The organism is Bradyrhizobium sp. ISRA442 (assembly GCF_038085055.1).
Classification (GTDB): Bacteria; Pseudomonadota; Alphaproteobacteria; order Rhizobiales; family Xanthobacteraceae; genus Bradyrhizobium.
In genome coordinates, this window is record NZ_JALGCN010000016.1 from 24,845 (window position 1) to 39,467 (window position 14,623).

General features: G+C 64.7%; 14 protein-coding genes. 5 read left to right on the top strand and 9 right to left on the bottom strand.

Going from position 1 to position 14,623, the window contains the following annotated elements; all coding sequences use genetic code 11:
* Positions 1–4: 4 nt before the first annotated feature.
* Positions 5–598 (bottom strand): cysteine hydrolase family protein, encoded by a 594-nt coding sequence (locus tag MTR72_RS27815; protein WP_280970065.1) that lies wholly within the window; start codon positions 596–598, stop codon positions 5–7.
* 124 nt (positions 599–722) lie between these two features.
* On the opposite strand from MTR72_RS27815, the gene MTR72_RS27820 reads away from it, so the two are divergent.
* Positions 723–1,562 carry a LysR family transcriptional regulator gene (locus MTR72_RS27820; protein ID WP_280970066.1) on the top strand — a complete coding sequence of 280 codons (840 nt, stop codon included), beginning with the start codon at positions 723–725 and terminating at the stop codon, positions 1,560–1,562.
* Between the two features lie 398 nt (positions 1,563–1,960).
* Here MTR72_RS27820 and groL read toward each other — a convergent pair whose 3' ends face one another.
* The gene (gene groL / locus MTR72_RS27825) at positions 1,961–3,601 is read right to left on the bottom strand and encodes a chaperonin GroEL (RefSeq protein WP_280970067.1); all 1,641 of its coding nucleotides are present in this window, start codon (positions 3,599–3,601) and stop codon (positions 1,961–1,963) included.
* 45 nt (positions 3,602–3,646) lie between these two features.
* The gene (locus MTR72_RS27830; protein WP_027552484.1) at positions 3,647–3,961 is read right to left on the bottom strand and encodes a co-chaperone GroES; all 315 of its coding nucleotides are present in this window, start codon (positions 3,959–3,961) and stop codon (positions 3,647–3,649) included.
* 383 nt (positions 3,962–4,344) lie between these two features.
* Here MTR72_RS27830 and MTR72_RS27835 point away from each other — a divergent pair, with 383 nt between their 5' ends.
* Positions 4,345–4,632: an usg protein gene (locus MTR72_RS27835; protein WP_280970068.1), complete on the top strand. Its 288-nt coding sequence runs from the start codon at positions 4,345–4,347 to the stop codon at positions 4,630–4,632.
* Positions 4,633–4,800: 168 nt separating this feature from the next.
* On the top strand, positions 4,801–5,346 hold the full coding sequence (locus MTR72_RS27840) for a cupin domain-containing protein (RefSeq protein WP_280970069.1): 546 nt from the start codon (positions 4,801–4,803) through the stop codon (positions 5,344–5,346).
* A 214-nt stretch (positions 5,347–5,560) separates the two neighbouring features.
* Here MTR72_RS27840 and MTR72_RS27845 read toward each other — a convergent pair whose 3' ends face one another.
* Positions 5,561–6,811 carry a NupC/NupG family nucleoside CNT transporter gene (locus tag MTR72_RS27845; RefSeq protein WP_280970070.1) on the bottom strand — a complete coding sequence of 417 codons (1,251 nt, stop codon included), beginning with the start codon at positions 6,809–6,811 and terminating at the stop codon, positions 5,561–5,563.
* 130 nt (positions 6,812–6,941) lie between these two features.
* Here MTR72_RS27845 and MTR72_RS27850 point away from each other — a divergent pair, with 130 nt between their 5' ends.
* Complete coding sequence (locus MTR72_RS27850; protein ID WP_445819643.1) at positions 6,942–8,228, top strand: MFS transporter; 1,287 nt, start codon at positions 6,942–6,944, stop codon at positions 8,226–8,228.
* 262 nt (positions 8,229–8,490) lie between these two features.
* Here MTR72_RS27850 and MTR72_RS27855 read toward each other — a convergent pair whose 3' ends face one another.
* The 5 genes from MTR72_RS27855 to MTR72_RS27875 form a co-directional block, all read right to left on the bottom strand.
* Complete coding sequence (locus MTR72_RS27855) at positions 8,491–9,249, bottom strand: SDR family oxidoreductase (RefSeq protein WP_280970071.1); 759 nt, start codon at positions 9,247–9,249, stop codon at positions 8,491–8,493.
* 23 nt (positions 9,250–9,272) lie between these two features.
* Positions 9,273–10,031: a proteasome-type protease gene (locus MTR72_RS27860; protein WP_280970072.1), complete on the bottom strand. Its 759-nt coding sequence runs from the start codon at positions 10,029–10,031 to the stop codon at positions 9,273–9,275.
* 261 nt (positions 10,032–10,292) lie between these two features.
* On the bottom strand, positions 10,293–11,135 hold the full coding sequence (locus MTR72_RS27865; RefSeq protein WP_280970073.1) for a transglutaminase family protein: 843 nt from the start codon (positions 11,133–11,135) through the stop codon (positions 10,293–10,295).
* 67 nt (positions 11,136–11,202) lie between these two features.
* A complete protein-coding gene (locus MTR72_RS27870; RefSeq protein ID WP_280970074.1) occupies positions 11,203–12,147 on the bottom strand; it encodes an alpha-E domain-containing protein in 945 nt (314 codons plus the stop codon).
* A 4-nt stretch (positions 12,148–12,151) separates the two neighbouring features.
* Positions 12,152–13,570: a circularly permuted type 2 ATP-grasp protein gene (locus tag MTR72_RS27875; protein ID WP_280970075.1), complete on the bottom strand. Its 1,419-nt coding sequence runs from the start codon at positions 13,568–13,570 to the stop codon at positions 12,152–12,154.
* Positions 13,571–13,852: 282 nt separating this feature from the next.
* On the opposite strand from MTR72_RS27875, the gene MTR72_RS27880 reads away from it, so the two are divergent.
* On the top strand, positions 13,853–14,590 hold the full coding sequence (locus tag MTR72_RS27880; RefSeq protein WP_280970076.1) for a competence/damage-inducible protein A: 738 nt from the start codon (positions 13,853–13,855) through the stop codon (positions 14,588–14,590).
* Positions 14,591–14,623 lie beyond the last annotated feature (33 nt).

Here is a 14,623-nt window from a genome sequence, read left to right on the forward strand (position 1 = left end):
TCCGTTACTTCAGCGCCTCGCCGCGCGCGATAATTGCGAAGCGATCCGACAGCTCGGCGAGCGCAACCTCGTGGATCGTCCGGGCATCCAGCGTCCCGCCGCGGCCATCGGGCAGGTCGCGAGTGGCGCAGGAATCGGCCGCGATCGTCGTGCGCAGGCCGAGGTCGAGTGCGGCGCGTGCGGTCGAACTCACGCACATGTGGGTCATGAAGCCCGCCAGCACGATGTTCGTGCGTCCGGTCGCGGCGAGCCGCGCCTGCAGGTCGGTGCCGGCGAAAGCGTTGGGCAGTCCCTTCTCGATCACGGGCTCGGTCGCAAGTGGTGCCAGGCTCTCGACGATCGCGCCGCGCTCGGCCTCGCGGTCGAACAGGCCGCCGGCGCGGCCCTTGTGCGCGATGTGGAAGATCGCAGCGCCGCTCTGGCGCGCGTGTGCGAGCAGGCGAGACGCGCGCACGATCGCGGCCTCTGCATCAGGCAGCGCGAGCGGGCCCGCGCGATATTCGTTCTGGATGTCGATCAGGACGAGACAGGTCTCGCCGAGCCGTGGCGGAGTAAGATCTGCGCCGGCGAGTTCGAGCAGGGTCTTTGGAGCGGTCATGGGAGCCTTTCCAGGAGGTCGGACCAGCGCAGCCTAGCGCGGCCGCGGCCCGCGTTCGTGCAGGACTATTGCAGCAGGTGGCTGCAAATTTGCAGGCAAGCGGGCAGCATGCTAATCGGTGCGGATGAACTGGGACGATTTGCGCATCATCGCGGCCGTGCGGGACGAGGGCACCTATGCCGGTGCGAGCGCGCGGCTGCGCATCGACGAGACCACGGTCGGGCGGCGCATCGCCCGCATCCAGCGCGACCTTGGCGTTCCCCTGTTCGAGGCCATGGACGGCGTGCGCCGGCCGACCCGCCACTGCGAGAAGGTGCTCGAACACATCGGTGCGATTGCCGGGCATGTCGCCGAGATCGGCCGCATCGGGGAGAGCCAGCCGGGTCCCGTCGGACGGCTGCGCATCGCCTCGACCAATTCGGTCGCGGAGGAGTTGCTCGCGCCACGCGCCGAGCCATTTTTGCGCGAGAACCCTGGCCTGACGCTGCAATTCCTGACGTCGAGCGAGAACGTCAAGTTCTCGCGCTGGCAGGCCGATCTCGCCATCCGGCTGCGCAAGCCGGAGAAGGGCGACTTCACGATCTCCAAGCTTGCCGAGGTGCGGCTGTATTTCTTCGAGCCGGCGGAGGCCGTCGATGCCGCACCGATCGTCTGTGCCTATCCGGACGAGTTAGATGCGATCCCGGAGCAGCAGTTCTTGCGCGCAAAGCGCCTCAGCGCGGCGCGCTGCGTCACCGACAATGTCCGCGTCATCCAGACGTTGATCAGGTCGCATCGCGCCATCGGTGTCCTGCCGGAGCACAACAGCGCAGCGCTGCTCGCCGATCGCGGCCTGCGCGCGACGCTGCTTCCCAGGCGTCGCGACGTCTGGCTGCTGGTGCAGAACCATCTCAGGCGCGATCCGGCGACGCGCTTGACCATCGACTGGCTGCGGCTGTGCTTCAGGGATCTCGCGCATCGTTGACTGCCGACGGGCGACCGACAGCCGCGTGATGACCGCGATAGGCTTCGTGCCGAAGCTCGAAGAGCGAAGGCGGAAGCGCGAGCCCGGAATCCATAACCCCAGGCGGTTGGAATGGTCCACTACGTCTACATCTTCGCCAGCAGGAAGCACGGCACGCTCTACATTGGCTGAGCAGAATCCGAACTGGGATGATCTCTATCCCAGGTTAGCCAACTGACGTTCGTGGTTATGGATTCCGGGCTCGCGCCCAACGGGGCGCGCCCCGGAATGACGAGGGGGAGAGCCGGCAAAAACAAAAACCCCGGCATCGCTGCCGGGGTTCTGCATTTCGTGGAGCGAGATCCCGGCTCTGCGGTGCACCGCTGCGCGCTGCACCGCGTCCGGGACGACTTCGTCGATCAGAAGTCCATGCCGCCCATGCCGCCGCCCGGAGGCATCGCGGGGCCGGCGCCGCCCTTCTTGGGCAGCTCGGCGACCATGGCTTCCGTGGTGATCAGCAGAGCTGCAACCGAGGCTGCGTTCTGGATCGCGGTGCGCACGACCTTGGTGGGGTCGATGATGCCCTTGGTGACCAGGTTGCCGTATTCGCCGGTCTGGGAGTCGAAGCCGTAGTTGTAGGCCTTGTTCTCCAGGATCTTTCCGATGATCACCGAGCCGTCTTCACCGGCGTTGATCGCGATCTGGCGAGCCGGCGCGGACAGCGCCTTGCGCACGATCTCGACGCCGGTCTTCTGGTCGTCGTTCTTGGTGCGCAGGCCCTTGAGCTGCTCGGAGGCACGGAGCAGGGCGACGCCGCCGCCCGGGACGATGCCTTCCTCGACAGCCGCACGGGTCGCATGCATCGCGTCATCAACGCGATCCTTGCGCTCCTTCACCTCGACCTCGGTCGCGCCGCCGACGCGGATCACCGCGACGCCGCCTGCGAGCTTGGCGAGACGCTCCTGGAGCTTCTCGCGGTCGTAGTCCGAGGTGGTCTCCTCGATCTGCGCCTTGATCTGGGCCACGCGCGCCTCGATGTCGGCCTTCTTGCCGGCGCCGTTGACGATCGTGGTGTTCTCCTTGTCGATCATCACCTTCTTGGCGCGACCGAGCATGTTGAGCGTGACGTTCTCGAGCTTGATGCCGAGATCTTCCGAGATCGCCTGGCCGCCGGTCAGGATCGCGATGTCCTGGAGCATGGCCTTGCGGCGATCGCCGAAGCCCGGAGCCTTGACGGCCGCGACCTTCAGGCCGCCACGGAGACGGTTCACGACGAGGGTAGCGAGCGCTTCGCCCTCGACGTCCTCGGCGACGATGACCAGCGGCTTGCCGGTCTGCACCACGGCCTCGAGCAGCGGGAGCAGCTCGTTCAGCGAGGAGAGCTTCTTCTCGTTGATGAGGATGTAGGCGTCATCCATCTCGACGCGCATCTTGTCGGCGTTGGTGACGAAGTAGGGCGAGATGTAGCCGCGATCGAACTGCATGCCCTCGACGACGTCGAGCTCGGTCTCGAGCGACTTGGCTTCCTCGACGGTGATGACACCCTCGTTGCCGACCTTCTTCATGGCGTCGGAGAGGAACTTGCCGATCTCCGCGTCGCCGTTGGCCGAGATGGTGCCGACCTGGGCGATCTCGTCATTCGAGGTGACCTTCTTCGAGTTCTTCTCGAGGTCCGCAACCACGGCTTCGACCGCGAGGTCGATGCCGCGCTTGAGGTCCATCGGGTTCATGCCGGCGGCGACCGACTTGGCGCCTTCCTTCACGATCGCGGCCGCGAGCACGGTCGCGGTGGTGGTGCCGTCGCCGGCCGCATCAGCGGACTTGGAGGCGACTTCGCGCACCATCTGGGCGCCCATGTTCTCGAACTTGTCGTCGAGCTCGATCTCCTTGGCGACGGTGACGCCGTCCTTGGTGATGCGCGGAGCGCCGAACGATTTGTCGAGAACGACGTTGCGGCCCTTCGGGCCGAGGGTGACCTTCACTGCATTGGCGAGGATGTCGACGCCACGCAGCATCTTGTCGCGCGCCTCAACCGAGAATTTGACTTCTTTGGCTGCCATCTGGATTTTTCCTTAAGGGTTTGACTGAGGGAGAGAGAGGGGCTCTTAAGCCGCCTTCTTCTTGGAATCGCTGACCTCGAGGACGCCCATCACGTCGCTCTCCTTCATGATCAGCAGGTCCTGGCCGTCGATCTTGACTTCGGTGCCGGACCACTTGCCGAACAGCACGCGGTCGCCGACCTTCAGGTCGATCGGGATCAGCTTGCCAGCCTCGTCGCGGCCACCGGGGCCAACGGCGACGACTTCGCCCTGGGAGGGCTTTTCCTTGGCAGTGTCGGGAATGATGATGCCGCCAGCGGTCTTCTCTTCTGCGTCGATGCGCTTGACCACGACGCGGTCGTGAAGCGGACGGAATTTCATGCAGTCCTCCTAAGCAGTTGCACGAGTTGAGGATTTTCAGCTTGTTAGCAATCGTTACCAGCGAGTGCTAGCACAAGCGAGGTTGAAATAGGACAGGAATTTTGCGGGAGCAAGGGCTTGTAGCAGAAAAATCAGCACTCCCAAGCGCGCGTTGCCAGCTTCCCTTTTCCATCGTTAACCGACCTGCGGAGCCCGTATTAGCACGGGCGCGCATCTGCTGCTAACGCATTGAATTTCAACAGCTTGTTAAACTTTTGGGCTTGAGATGGATTGTCAGTTTGCGTCACATTTCTCTCATGTGAGCGCATCTCCACCGGGTGGCTCGTCGGGCACACGGGATCGAGCCAGCCCCCTGAATATGCGCTCCTGCAAAGGAGGTTGGCATGGGCTTGCCGGTTGGGGGTGTTTCCGAGGACTTCCGGAAACAGATGCTTGGTTACGGGCTGACGACGGCGCAAATTCTCTATCGGATGCCGGATCATCCCTCGCTGCTGCAGACTTACGTCTGGCAGAACTACGATGTCTTCCCGAAATTCCCGGCGCTGACCGACTTCCTGGCGTTCTGGGAGGAGAAGCTCGACGGTCCGCTGTTCTCGGTGACGGTGGCGCACTCCAAGCTGATCAAGCCCGCGGAGCTGCGCGCCGTGGACGGCGTGTTCAGGCTGAACTGACGCCGGGCTCGGACTCGTAGGGTGGGCAAAGGCGCGCTTGCGCGCGCCGTGCCCACCAACCTCTCCACGATCGCATCTCGCGCTGGTGGGCACGCTTCGCTTTGCCCACCCTACGATTTCCCCAATCTGTGCTAGCCTCTCGCCCATAACAACAACGGGAGGCAACTCATGGCCAAGACCAAGAAGCCGGCATCGCGCAGCGCCGCACAGCCTGCGGTGAAGAAGAGGAGCGGCAGCAAGGCCGCGGCGCGGTCCTCGGCGCGCAAGGCGGTGAAAGCGAAGGCGCGCACGACACCGGCCAAATCGTCCGCCAGGAAGGCTGCGCGGCCGAAGCAGCGCATCGCCGTCAGCCATCACCGCGAAGAAGACTTCAAGGCCGACGGCCTGCGCGCCTACGCCCAGTATCGCGACCTCGGCATCTCCGATGCAACCCATGGCCTCGCACAAGCGCATGTCATCCGCCTCTTGCCACCGTGCAATCCGGCCGAGGTCTCAAAGCTCCACTATCACGACGTCGAATTCCAGATGGTCTATGTGCTCAAGGGCTGGGTGAAGACCTATATGGACGGCCAGGGCGAGACGCTGATGACGCAAGGCAGCGCCTGGACCCAGCCGCCGAAGATCAAGCACATGATCCTCGACTATTCGGATGATGTCGAACTGCTGGAGGTGATCCTGCCGGCGGAATTCAAGACGGTGGAGTTGAAGGCGTAGCCGTTCTCTCGTCGTCATTGCGAGGAGCGCAGCGACGAAGCAATCCAGACCATTTCCGCGGATGAATTTCTGGATTGCTTCGCTTCGCTCGCAATGACGTTCTCTTACCTCAGCCTGTAGCCCGGATGGAGCGAAACGAAATCCGGGAAGGCCGCGAACACCGGAAGCGATGTCCCGGATTGCGCTGCGCTTCATCCGGGCTGCAGGTTCGGCCTCAGGTCATGACCCCCACCACCGCCCCCATCAAACACGTCGTCAGCGTCCCCGATACGATCGACTTCAGCCCGAGCGCATTGATCTCCTCGCGCCGCTCCGGCGCCATCACACCGAGGCCGCCGATCATGATGCCGAGGCTGGCGAAATTCGCAAAGCCACACATCGCGTAGAGCATGATCAGGCGCGAGCGTGCGTCGAGCGCGTCCGGCGCAAGTTTCGACAGATCGACATAGGCGATCAGTTCGTTGAGCACGGTCTTTGTGCCCATCAGACTGCCGGCCGTGACGGCCTGATCCCATGGCAAGCCCATCAGCCAGCACACCGGCGCCATCACGAGCCCGAGCAGGCGTTGCAGCGAGATCGCGGCGCCGCCAACGTTCGGCAGCAGGCCGAGGGTGGCGTTGACGAGATAGACCAGCGCCACCAGCACCAGCAGCATGGCGACGATGTTAAGCAGCAGCTCGAGGCCCGCGCTCGTGCCCTTCACGATGGCGTCCATCGTGCTGGAGACCTCCATCTCGGGATCCTCCAGCGCGCCGCCGGTGCGTTTGTCGCTGGTCTCCGGCACCATGATCAGGCTGACGAGGATCGCGGCCGGCGCGCCCAGCACCGAGGCGATGACGAAATGTGCCGCAGCATCGGGGATCAGCGGCGCCAGCAGCGTCGCATAGAGCACCAGCACCGTGCCGGCGATGCCGGCCATGCCGCCGGTCATCACCAGGAATAATTCGCTGCGCGTCATCTGCGCCAGATACGGCCGCACGAACAGCGGCGCCTCGACCATGCCGAGGAAGATGTTGGCGGCGGTCGACAGCCCGACCGCGCCGCCGACGCCGAGCGTGCGTTCGAGCAGCCACGCCATGCCGCGCACGATCGGCGGCAGCACCCGCCAATAGAACAAGAGCGTCGTCAGCACGCTCATGACCAGCACGATCGGCAGCGCCTGGAACGCCAGGATGAAATCGGCTCCGGGCACCTTGACGTCGAAGGGCGGGGTGCCGCCGCCGACATAGCCGAACACGAAGGACGAGCCGGCGCGCGAAGCCGATGAGATGGCGCCGACCGCGTCGTTGATGGCGCCGAAGGCATGCGCCACGACCGGCAGCTTCAACAGGACGACCGCGGTCACGAAGGTGACGACGAGCCCGATCGCCGCCTGGCGCGTTGAGACCGCGCGTCGGTTTTCGCCGAGCGCCCAGGCGATCAGCAGCAATGCGAAAATGCCGAGTGCCGATTGCAGCCGCAGCATGATGTTCCCAAACCCCCAATGATTATGGCCGCGCGTGCATTGCAAAGGCAATGCCGGAACATGGGCGCGGCCGCCCGCTGTTGACAAGCACGCCTGCGTCGGCCACGCGGAGCCTGTCAATATCGGGCGGATGGTCCAGAAGGTGAGCCAAGAGCTAAGTGAAGGGCTGAGTGAAGAGCTAAGCGAAGAGCGGCCGGTGTCAGCGAATCCGCCGGTCAGTGCCCGCGTGCTGCTCTCCCACCGCGCCTTCCTGTTCTTCCTGCTCTCGCGCAGCCTGTCGCGCTTTTCCAGCCAGATCGCGGCGGTCGCGATCGGCTGGCAGATCTACGATCTCACCGGCTCGGCGTTCGACCTCGGCATGGTCGGGCTCGTGCAGTTCCTGCCCACGGCGCTCCTGGTGTTCGTCGCCGGCCACGCCGCCGATCGCTACGAGCGCAAGCGCGTCGTCCAGCTCTGCCAGCTCGTTGAAGCGGCGACGGCGCTCTATCTCGCCATCAGCACCTATCTCGGTGCGGTCGGCGAGGTGCAGATCTTCGTCGCCACCTTCGTGCTCGGCATCGCCGGCGCCTTCGAGAGCCCGACCACTGCGGCCCTGCTGCCGCTGATCGCGCCGCAGGGGTCGCTCCAGCGCGCAACCGCGATCTCGAGCGGCGCGGCGCAGGTCGCGACCATCACGGGTCCCGCGCTCGGCGGCTTCGCCTATGCGATCGCGCCGCATCTGGCCTATGCCGTGATGGTGCTGTTCTGGATTTTCGGGATGATCCTGACCGGCTTCATCCGGCCGCGCCCGCAGGCGGTCGCCAAGGATATGGGCGCGGACAACATCTTTGCTGGCGTCCGTTTCATCCGCGGCAATCCGGCGATCCTCGGCACCATCTCGCTTGACCTGTTCGCCGTGCTATTCGGCGGCGTCACCGCGCTGCTGCCGATCTATGCCCGCGACATCCTGCAGACCGGCCCGGTCGGGCTCGGCGTCTTGCGTGCGGCGCCGGCCGTCGGCGCGCTGGTCATGACCATGGTGCTGGCGCGTCATGCCATCTCGCGGCATGTCGGCCTGCGCATGTTCCAGGCCGTGATCGTGTTCGGCATCGCCACCGTCGTGTTCGCGCTGTCGTCCTGGATGTGGCTGTCGGTGGTGTCGCTTGCGATTCTCGGCGCGGCCGACACGATCAGCGTCGTGATCCGCTTCTCGCTGGTGCAGTTGGCGACGCCCGACGAGATGCGCGGCCGCGTCGGTGCAGTGAACTTCCTCTTCATCAACGCCTCGAACCAGCTCGGCCAGTTCGAGAGCGGGCTGACGGCCGCGCTGTTTGGCGCCATGCCGGCCGCCGTGCTCGGCGGCGTCTGCACCATCGCGGTTGCGCTCTTGTGGATGAAGCTGTTTCCAAGCCTGCGGCAGGTGGAGCGGCTGGAGTAGGGGACACCTCTCCCCCCCGTCATTGCGAGCGAAGCGAAGCAATCCAGAATCTTTCCGCGGGGACAGTCCGGATTGCTTCGCTGCGCTCGCAATGACGATTGTGAAGGTGGCGCGTGGGTTTGCTTGACTTCACCCCGCTCGCCGGCAGCAGCCACAACCCCCTTGACGTCTACTGTGCATGGGGTTGTTTTTCAGTTTTTGAGTGGGGCGCAGAGTGCCAGCCCTCTCCCCGTAAGAACGAGGAGAGGGAGAGGAGAGACCTTTAGCCCCGTCCCACGAACGGCATCTTGGTCGCCATCACCGTCATGAACAGGACGTTGGCATCGAGCGGCAGGCCGGCCATGTAGGCGACGGCATCGCCGACCGCCTTGGCGTCCATGCGGGGCTCGTGCTTCGTCGTGCCGTCCGGCTGCAGCACGCCGGGGCCGTTGACCATGCGATCGGTCATGGGGGTAGCGGCATTGCCGATGTCGACCTGGCCGACCGCGATATCGTACATGCGGCCGTCGAGATTGCTCGCCCTGGTGAGGCCCGTGATGGCGTGCTTGGTCGAGGTGTAGGCTGCCGAGAACGGCCGTGGCGCGTGCGCCGAGATCGAGCCGTTGTTGATGATGCGGCCGCCGCGCGGGGTCTGGTCCTTCATGATGCGGAAGGCGTGCTGTGTGCACAGGAACGGGCCGGTGAGGTTGGTGTTCACCACCGCCTGCCACTGTTCGAGGCTGAGGTCCTCGAAATTCACGGCCGGTGCGCCCATGCCGGCATTGTTGAAGAGCACGTCGAGCCGGCCATAGGTCTGGCTCACCTTGGCGAACAGCGCGGCGATCGAGTCGGGTTTGGTCATGTCGGCGGTAACGCAAAGGCTCTTGCCGGCCGGACCAAGCTTCGCCGTCTCCTCGAGCATGTCGAGCCGGCGTCCGGTGAGCACCACGGTGAAGCCCGCGTTCATCAGCGCCAGCGCCGCCGCACGTCCGACACCAGTGCCGGCGCCGGTCACCACTGCGATCTTCTTTGCTTCACTCATTGTTTCCTGCCTTTTCTCTGGTGTCAGGTTTTGGGTTCTTTTTCGTTCTTGTAGGGCGGGCGCGGGATGTTCTGGTGCGCCGCGCGCAGCGCCGCGGACCAGCGCGAACGCAGGTCGTGGAAATAGGGCTCGCCCGCCTCGATGCGGTGATTGAGGTCGGCATCGCAGGCATCCGCGCGCACCACCAGCACGTCGATCGGAAGGCCGACGCCGAGATTGGAGCGCATGGTGGAGTCCATCGAGATCAGGCCGGTCTTCAGCGCCTCGTAGAGCTCGACGTCGTAGTGCATGGCGCGGTCGAGCACCGGCTTGCCGTATTTGTGCTCGCCGATCTGCAAATACGGCGTGTCGGTGGTGCATTCGATGAAGTTGCCGGCGGTGTAGACCATGAACAGGCGCATGCGCGCGCCCTTGATCTGGCCGCCGAACAGGAAGGAGACGTCGAACGAGACGTCCTCGGATTTCAGTGCCGGTCCTTCCGTGGCGTGCACGGCGCGGATCGCGCGGCCAATCCGCTGGGCGGCCTGGAACATGGTCGGCGCATTCATCAGCGTCTCGACCTCGCCCGTGTCGGGGTCTTCCAGGCCTTCGGTCAGGGTCGACAGCACCGACTGGCTGATGGCGAGGTTGCCGGCGCTGGCAATCGCCATGATGCGCTCGCCGGGCTTGGAGAAGATGTGGAGCTTGCGGAAGGTCGAGACGTTGTCGAGGCCGGCATTGGTGCGGGTGTCGGCAATCATGACGAGCCCGTCCCGAACCAGGATTCCGCAACAATAGGTCATTTCCGTCCCCGAACGCGTTTGCGCGGAATTACTAGCCAATTTCAAAGGCCGCTCCAACCCCAATTCCCGCGGGCGCTGGGTTGAAACCTTGCGGTAGATGAAGGCCGTAGGCGGCTGGGAGGCGTCCGCTCTCACCCCTCATGGAGAGGAGCGTGCGCAGCACGTGTCTCGAACCATGAAGGCCCCGATCTAGCCCGCGGCCCATCCTTCGAGACGGCGCTGCCGCGCCTCCTCAGGATGAGGGCGTGCGCGCGGCACGCGTCACCCCTGCCATTGCGATTGGGACTGGCCGCCGCGGCCGGCCTGCTCGACCTTGACCGCCACGGTCAGCGTCTCGATGCCGCCGCCATAACGGGTGCCGCGCACGGGCGCCGCGCCGAGATAGTCGAGCCCGATCGCGACGCGGACATGGGCGTCCGTCGAGCAGATGCAGTTGGCGGGATCGAAGCCGATCCAGCCGAGATCGGCTACGTACGCTTCCGCCCAGGCGTGGCCGGCATTCTGGTGGATGGTGCCGTCGGCGCGCAGGAAGTGGCCGGAGACGAAGCGCGCCGGCACGCCGCCGGTGCGGGCGCAGGCGATGAAGATATGCGCGTAGTCCTGGCAGACGCCGCGCTTGAGCGTGAATGCCTCCGCTGCCGAGGTGCCGCTGTTGGTCGGGTCCTCGTCGAAGGTCATGTGCTCGCTGATCTGCGTCATCAGCGTGTGCAGGAAGCCGAGCGTGTCGCTCTCGGCCTCCGCGCGCAACTGCCGCGCGACCGCGGCCATCGCCGGATTGACCTCGGTGAGCTGCGTCGTCCGCAGGAACATGCCGGGCGGAAAGCGTTCGTCGGTGCCGCGCAGCACGCCGCCGGTGTCGTGGGTCTCGATCAGGCCCTCGGCGCTGATCTTGATATCGCCGACGGGTCCGCAGGACAGGACATGGGTGACGTTGCCGAACGCATCCTCGTGGGTGTCGAGCTTGGTGTCGGCCGAGACGTCGATCTGCCATTCCGCCACATATTGCCCGTCGTGGCTGCCGGGCGTCATGCGCAGGACCTGGATCACGCTCGTCGCCGGCGGTTCGTAGCGATAGGTCGTGGTGTGCTGGATTCGCAGGCGCATGGTGGACCATAGTCTTGTGTCGTCGTTCCGGGTTCGCGCTTCGCGCGCCCCGGAATGACGGCATGTATCAGATCAAATACTGCCTCGTGATGATTTCGCCCAGCCTGGAATTGTCCGCGATGAATTCCTGAATGAATTCATGCACGCCATGCTGGAAGATGTCGTTCATGTTGGAGTGCTCCAGCCGGTTGCGGATGCCGCGGGCGTGGCGCTGGGCCGGGCCCTGGCGGCCATAGGCGACGCCGACCTGGTCGAGGTTGCGGACGAGATTGCCGTAGCAGCTCGCAAGCGAGCGCGGCAGCGTATCGTTGAGGATGAGCAGATCGGCGATCAGCCAGGGTTTCAGCGTCTCGCGGTAGACCCAGTGATAGGCGGTGAGTGCCGAGACCGAGCGCAGGATCGAGCTCCACTGATAGAAATCGAGCGGGCCGCCGACATGCTCCTCCTCGGGCAGCAGCACGTGGTACTTCACGTCGAGAATGCGCGCGGTGTTGTCGGCGCGCTCGAGATGCACGCCCATCCGCGAGAACCAGTAGGCGTCGTTGCGCAGCATGGTCCGGTAGGCGGAGCCGTCGAAGCGCAGGGACGTCTCCTGCACGAAGCGCAGGAACTTTGCCAGCTCCTCGCGCGTGGAGGTGCCCTTGCTCCAGACCGCCTGGAGCTCGATCCAGGCCGAGTTGATGGTATCCCACATCTCGCTGGTGAGCGCCGTGCGCACCGAGCGCGAGTTCAGCCGCGCCGCCTCGATGCAGTTCCTGATCGAGGACGGATTGTCCGGCGAGAAGGAGAGATAGTCGACGACGTTGGTTTCGTTGGCTTCCTGATATTGCTGATAGAAGCTCGCGGCGACGCCGGCGGTGAGCAGCGCCGAGTCCCATTCATTGGTCTTGCCGATATAGGCGGCGGGAAGTGCGGTGACGCGCAGCGTCGCATCGATGGTGCGCGCGAGATATTCGGCCCGTTCGACGTAGCGGGCGAGCCAGTAGAGGTTTTCGGCGGTACGCGACAGCATCTCTCTACTCGTCCAGAATCCAGGTGTCCTTGGTGCCGCCGCCCTGGCTCGAATTCACCACCAGCGAGCCTTCCTTCAGCGCGACGCGGGTGAGGCCGCCGGGCACGATGGTGGTGTGCTTGCTGCCGGTCAGCACGAAGGGGCGCAGGTCGACATGGCGCGGCGCGAGGCCTGACGCCGTGCAGGTCGGGCAGGTCGAGAGCGCCAGCGTCGGCTGGGCGATGAAACCTTCCGGCTCGCGCTTGAGCTTCTCGCGGAAGGCTTCGATCGTCGCCTTCGTCGCCGCCGGCCCGATCAGCATGCCGTAGCCGCCGGAGCCGTGCACCTCCTTCACCACGAGCTCGCTGAGATTGTCGAGCACATAGGCGAGGTCCTTCGGCTCGCGGCAGCGCCAGGTCGGCACGTTCTTCAGGATCGGCTCCTCGCCGAGATAGAATTTCACGATATCCGGCATGTAGGAGTAGATCGCTTTGTCGTCGGCAATGCCGGTGCCGACGGCATTCGCCAGCGTGATGTTGCCGGCCGCATAGGCCGACATCAGTCCCGGCACCCCGAGCACGGAGTCGGGGCGGAAGGTGAGGGGATCGAGGAAGTCGTCGTCGACGCGGCGATAGATCACGTCGACACGCTTCAGCCCCTCGGTCGTCCGCATGAACACTTCGTTGTTCTTGACGATGAGGTCGCGGCCTTCGACGAGCTCGATGCCGAGCTTGTCGGCGAGGAAGGAGTGCTCGTAGTAAGCCGAATTGTACACGCCGGGGGTGAGCAGCGCCACCGTCGGCTCGCTCGATGCGCCGTGCGGCGCGACCGAGCGCAGCGCGGCGAGCAGTTCGTCCGGATAGCGCTCGACCGGCGCTACCCTGTGGCGGGCGAACAGGTCCGGAAACAGCCGCATCATGATCTCGCGGTTTTCCAGCATGTAGGACACGCCCGACGGCGTGCGCGCATTGTCCTCCAGCACGATGAAGTCGTTGGCGTCGACCCGGACGATGTCGATGCCGGCGATGTGCACGTAGACGTCGTGCGGCACATGCTGGCCGTTCATCTCGGGACGGAACACCGGGTTCTGGAAGATCAGATCATCGGGCACGATCTCGGCGCGCAGGATGTCGCGGCCGTGATAGATGTCGCGCAGGAACATGTTGAGCGCACGCACGCGCTGCTTCAGGCCCTTTTCCAGCAGCGCCCATTCCTTGCCCGACATGATCCGCGGGATCACGTCGAACGGGATCAGGCGTTCGGTGGACTCGGCCTCGCCATAGACCGCGAAGGTGATGCCGATGCGGCGGAACAGGAGCTCGGCCTCCTGGCGGCGATATTCGAGCGCCTCGGGAGGCGTCTCCTTGAGCCAGCGTGCCAGCTCCTGATAGGCGGGGCGAAGCTCCCCGCCGGGGATATTCATTTCATCAAACGCGACTGCCATAGATCCCGACTGTTCTCCCCAGGCATTGCGCCATTGGACAGGTCGCGTAGGCCTTGGTGAAGACCGCAACGTCCTGTGGCCATGCATCAGAGAGTGCATGACTTCCCTGGGTGGTAGCAAGGGCCGGGCCAGCGCGATAAGCATGGACTGAAGGCATTTGCCGGGGACGACCGGGGGCTTGCCTGAAAAAATGGCTGAGGACTGCTTATTTCGGCAGCAAAAGCGCGTGACTTCAACGCGTTACCTCGGCAAAGTCGGCGCGACAGGTGAGGGACTTAAGTTATGAGCGAAATCGTCACGGCGGGCATACTGGTCATCGGGGATGAAATCCTGTCCGGCCGGACCAAGGACAAGAATATCGGCTTCATCGCCGAATACCTGACTAATATCGGCATCGACCTGAAGGAGGTCCGGGTTGTTGCCGACGACGAGGACGACATCATCGCCGCGTTGAACGCACTGCGGCAACGCTACACCTACGTCTTCACCACCGGCGGCATCGGGCCGACTCATGACGACATCACCGCCGATAGCGTCGCCAAGGCATTCGGTGTCGGCATCGATCACCATCCGGAGGTCGTCGCCCGTTTCCGCGAGCGCTGGAGCGAGCAGGACCTCAACGAGGCCCGGCTGCGCATGGCCCGCATCCCGGATGGCGCCGAGCTGATCCAGAGCGCGACCATCCTCGCCCCCGGCTTCAAGATCGGCAATGTCATCGTGATGGCGGGGGTGCCCTCGATCATGCAGGCGATGATGGATATCGTCTCGCCCAAGCTGAAATCGGGCGTCCGCATGCTCTCCGATTCGGTCCGCGCCAATGCGCGGGAGGGCGACATCGGCAGCCCGCTGCGGGCGATTGCCACGGCCCATCCGGACACGATCATCGGCAGCTATCCGTTCATGGACGAAGAGCAGAAGCCGAACACCAATCTGGTGGTGCGCTCGCGCGATCCGGAGAAGCTCGCGGCCGCGATGGCCGCAGTGAAGGAAATGCTGGCGGGATTGAACATCACCCGCTAGCAGCTAGCTGCCGGACGACGAATGGCAGGAGAC

Bases quoted from the DNA above. Each gene is read 5' to 3' on its own strand.
- MTR72_RS27815 (WP_280970065.1), bottom strand. From the start codon at position 598: ATGACCGCTCCAAAGACCCTGCTCGAACTCGCCGGCGCAGATCTTACT.
- MTR72_RS27820 (WP_280970066.1), top strand. From the start codon at position 723: ATGAACTGGGACGATTTGCGCATCATCGCGGCCGTGCGGGACGAGGGC.
- groL (WP_280970067.1), bottom strand. From the start codon at position 3,601: ATGGCAGCCAAAGAAGTCAAATTCTCGGTTGAGGCGCGCGACAAGATG.
- MTR72_RS27830 (WP_027552484.1), bottom strand. From the start codon at position 3,961: ATGAAATTCCGTCCGCTTCACGACCGCGTCGTGGTCAAGCGCATCGAC.
- MTR72_RS27835 (WP_280970068.1), top strand. From the start codon at position 4,345: ATGGGCTTGCCGGTTGGGGGTGTTTCCGAGGACTTCCGGAAACAGATG.
- MTR72_RS27840 (WP_280970069.1), top strand. From the start codon at position 4,801: ATGGCCAAGACCAAGAAGCCGGCATCGCGCAGCGCCGCACAGCCTGCG.
- MTR72_RS27845 (WP_280970070.1), bottom strand. From the start codon at position 6,811: ATGCTGCGGCTGCAATCGGCACTCGGCATTTTCGCATTGCTGCTGATC.
- MTR72_RS27850 (WP_445819643.1), top strand. From the start codon at position 6,942: ATGGTCCAGAAGGTGAGCCAAGAGCTAAGTGAAGGGCTGAGTGAAGAG.
- MTR72_RS27855 (WP_280970071.1), bottom strand. From the start codon at position 9,249: ATGAGTGAAGCAAAGAAGATCGCAGTGGTGACCGGCGCCGGCACTGGT.
- MTR72_RS27860 (WP_280970072.1), bottom strand. From the start codon at position 10,031: ATGACCTATTGTTGCGGAATCCTGGTTCGGGACGGGCTCGTCATGATT.
- MTR72_RS27865 (WP_280970073.1), bottom strand. From the start codon at position 11,135: ATGCGCCTGCGAATCCAGCACACCACGACCTATCGCTACGAACCGCCG.
- MTR72_RS27870 (WP_280970074.1), bottom strand. From the start codon at position 12,147: ATGCTGTCGCGTACCGCCGAAAACCTCTACTGGCTCGCCCGCTACGTC.
- MTR72_RS27875 (WP_280970075.1), bottom strand. From the start codon at position 13,570: ATGGCAGTCGCGTTTGATGAAATGAATATCCCCGGCGGGGAGCTTCGC.
- MTR72_RS27880 (WP_280970076.1), top strand. From the start codon at position 13,853: ATGAGCGAAATCGTCACGGCGGGCATACTGGTCATCGGGGATGAAATC.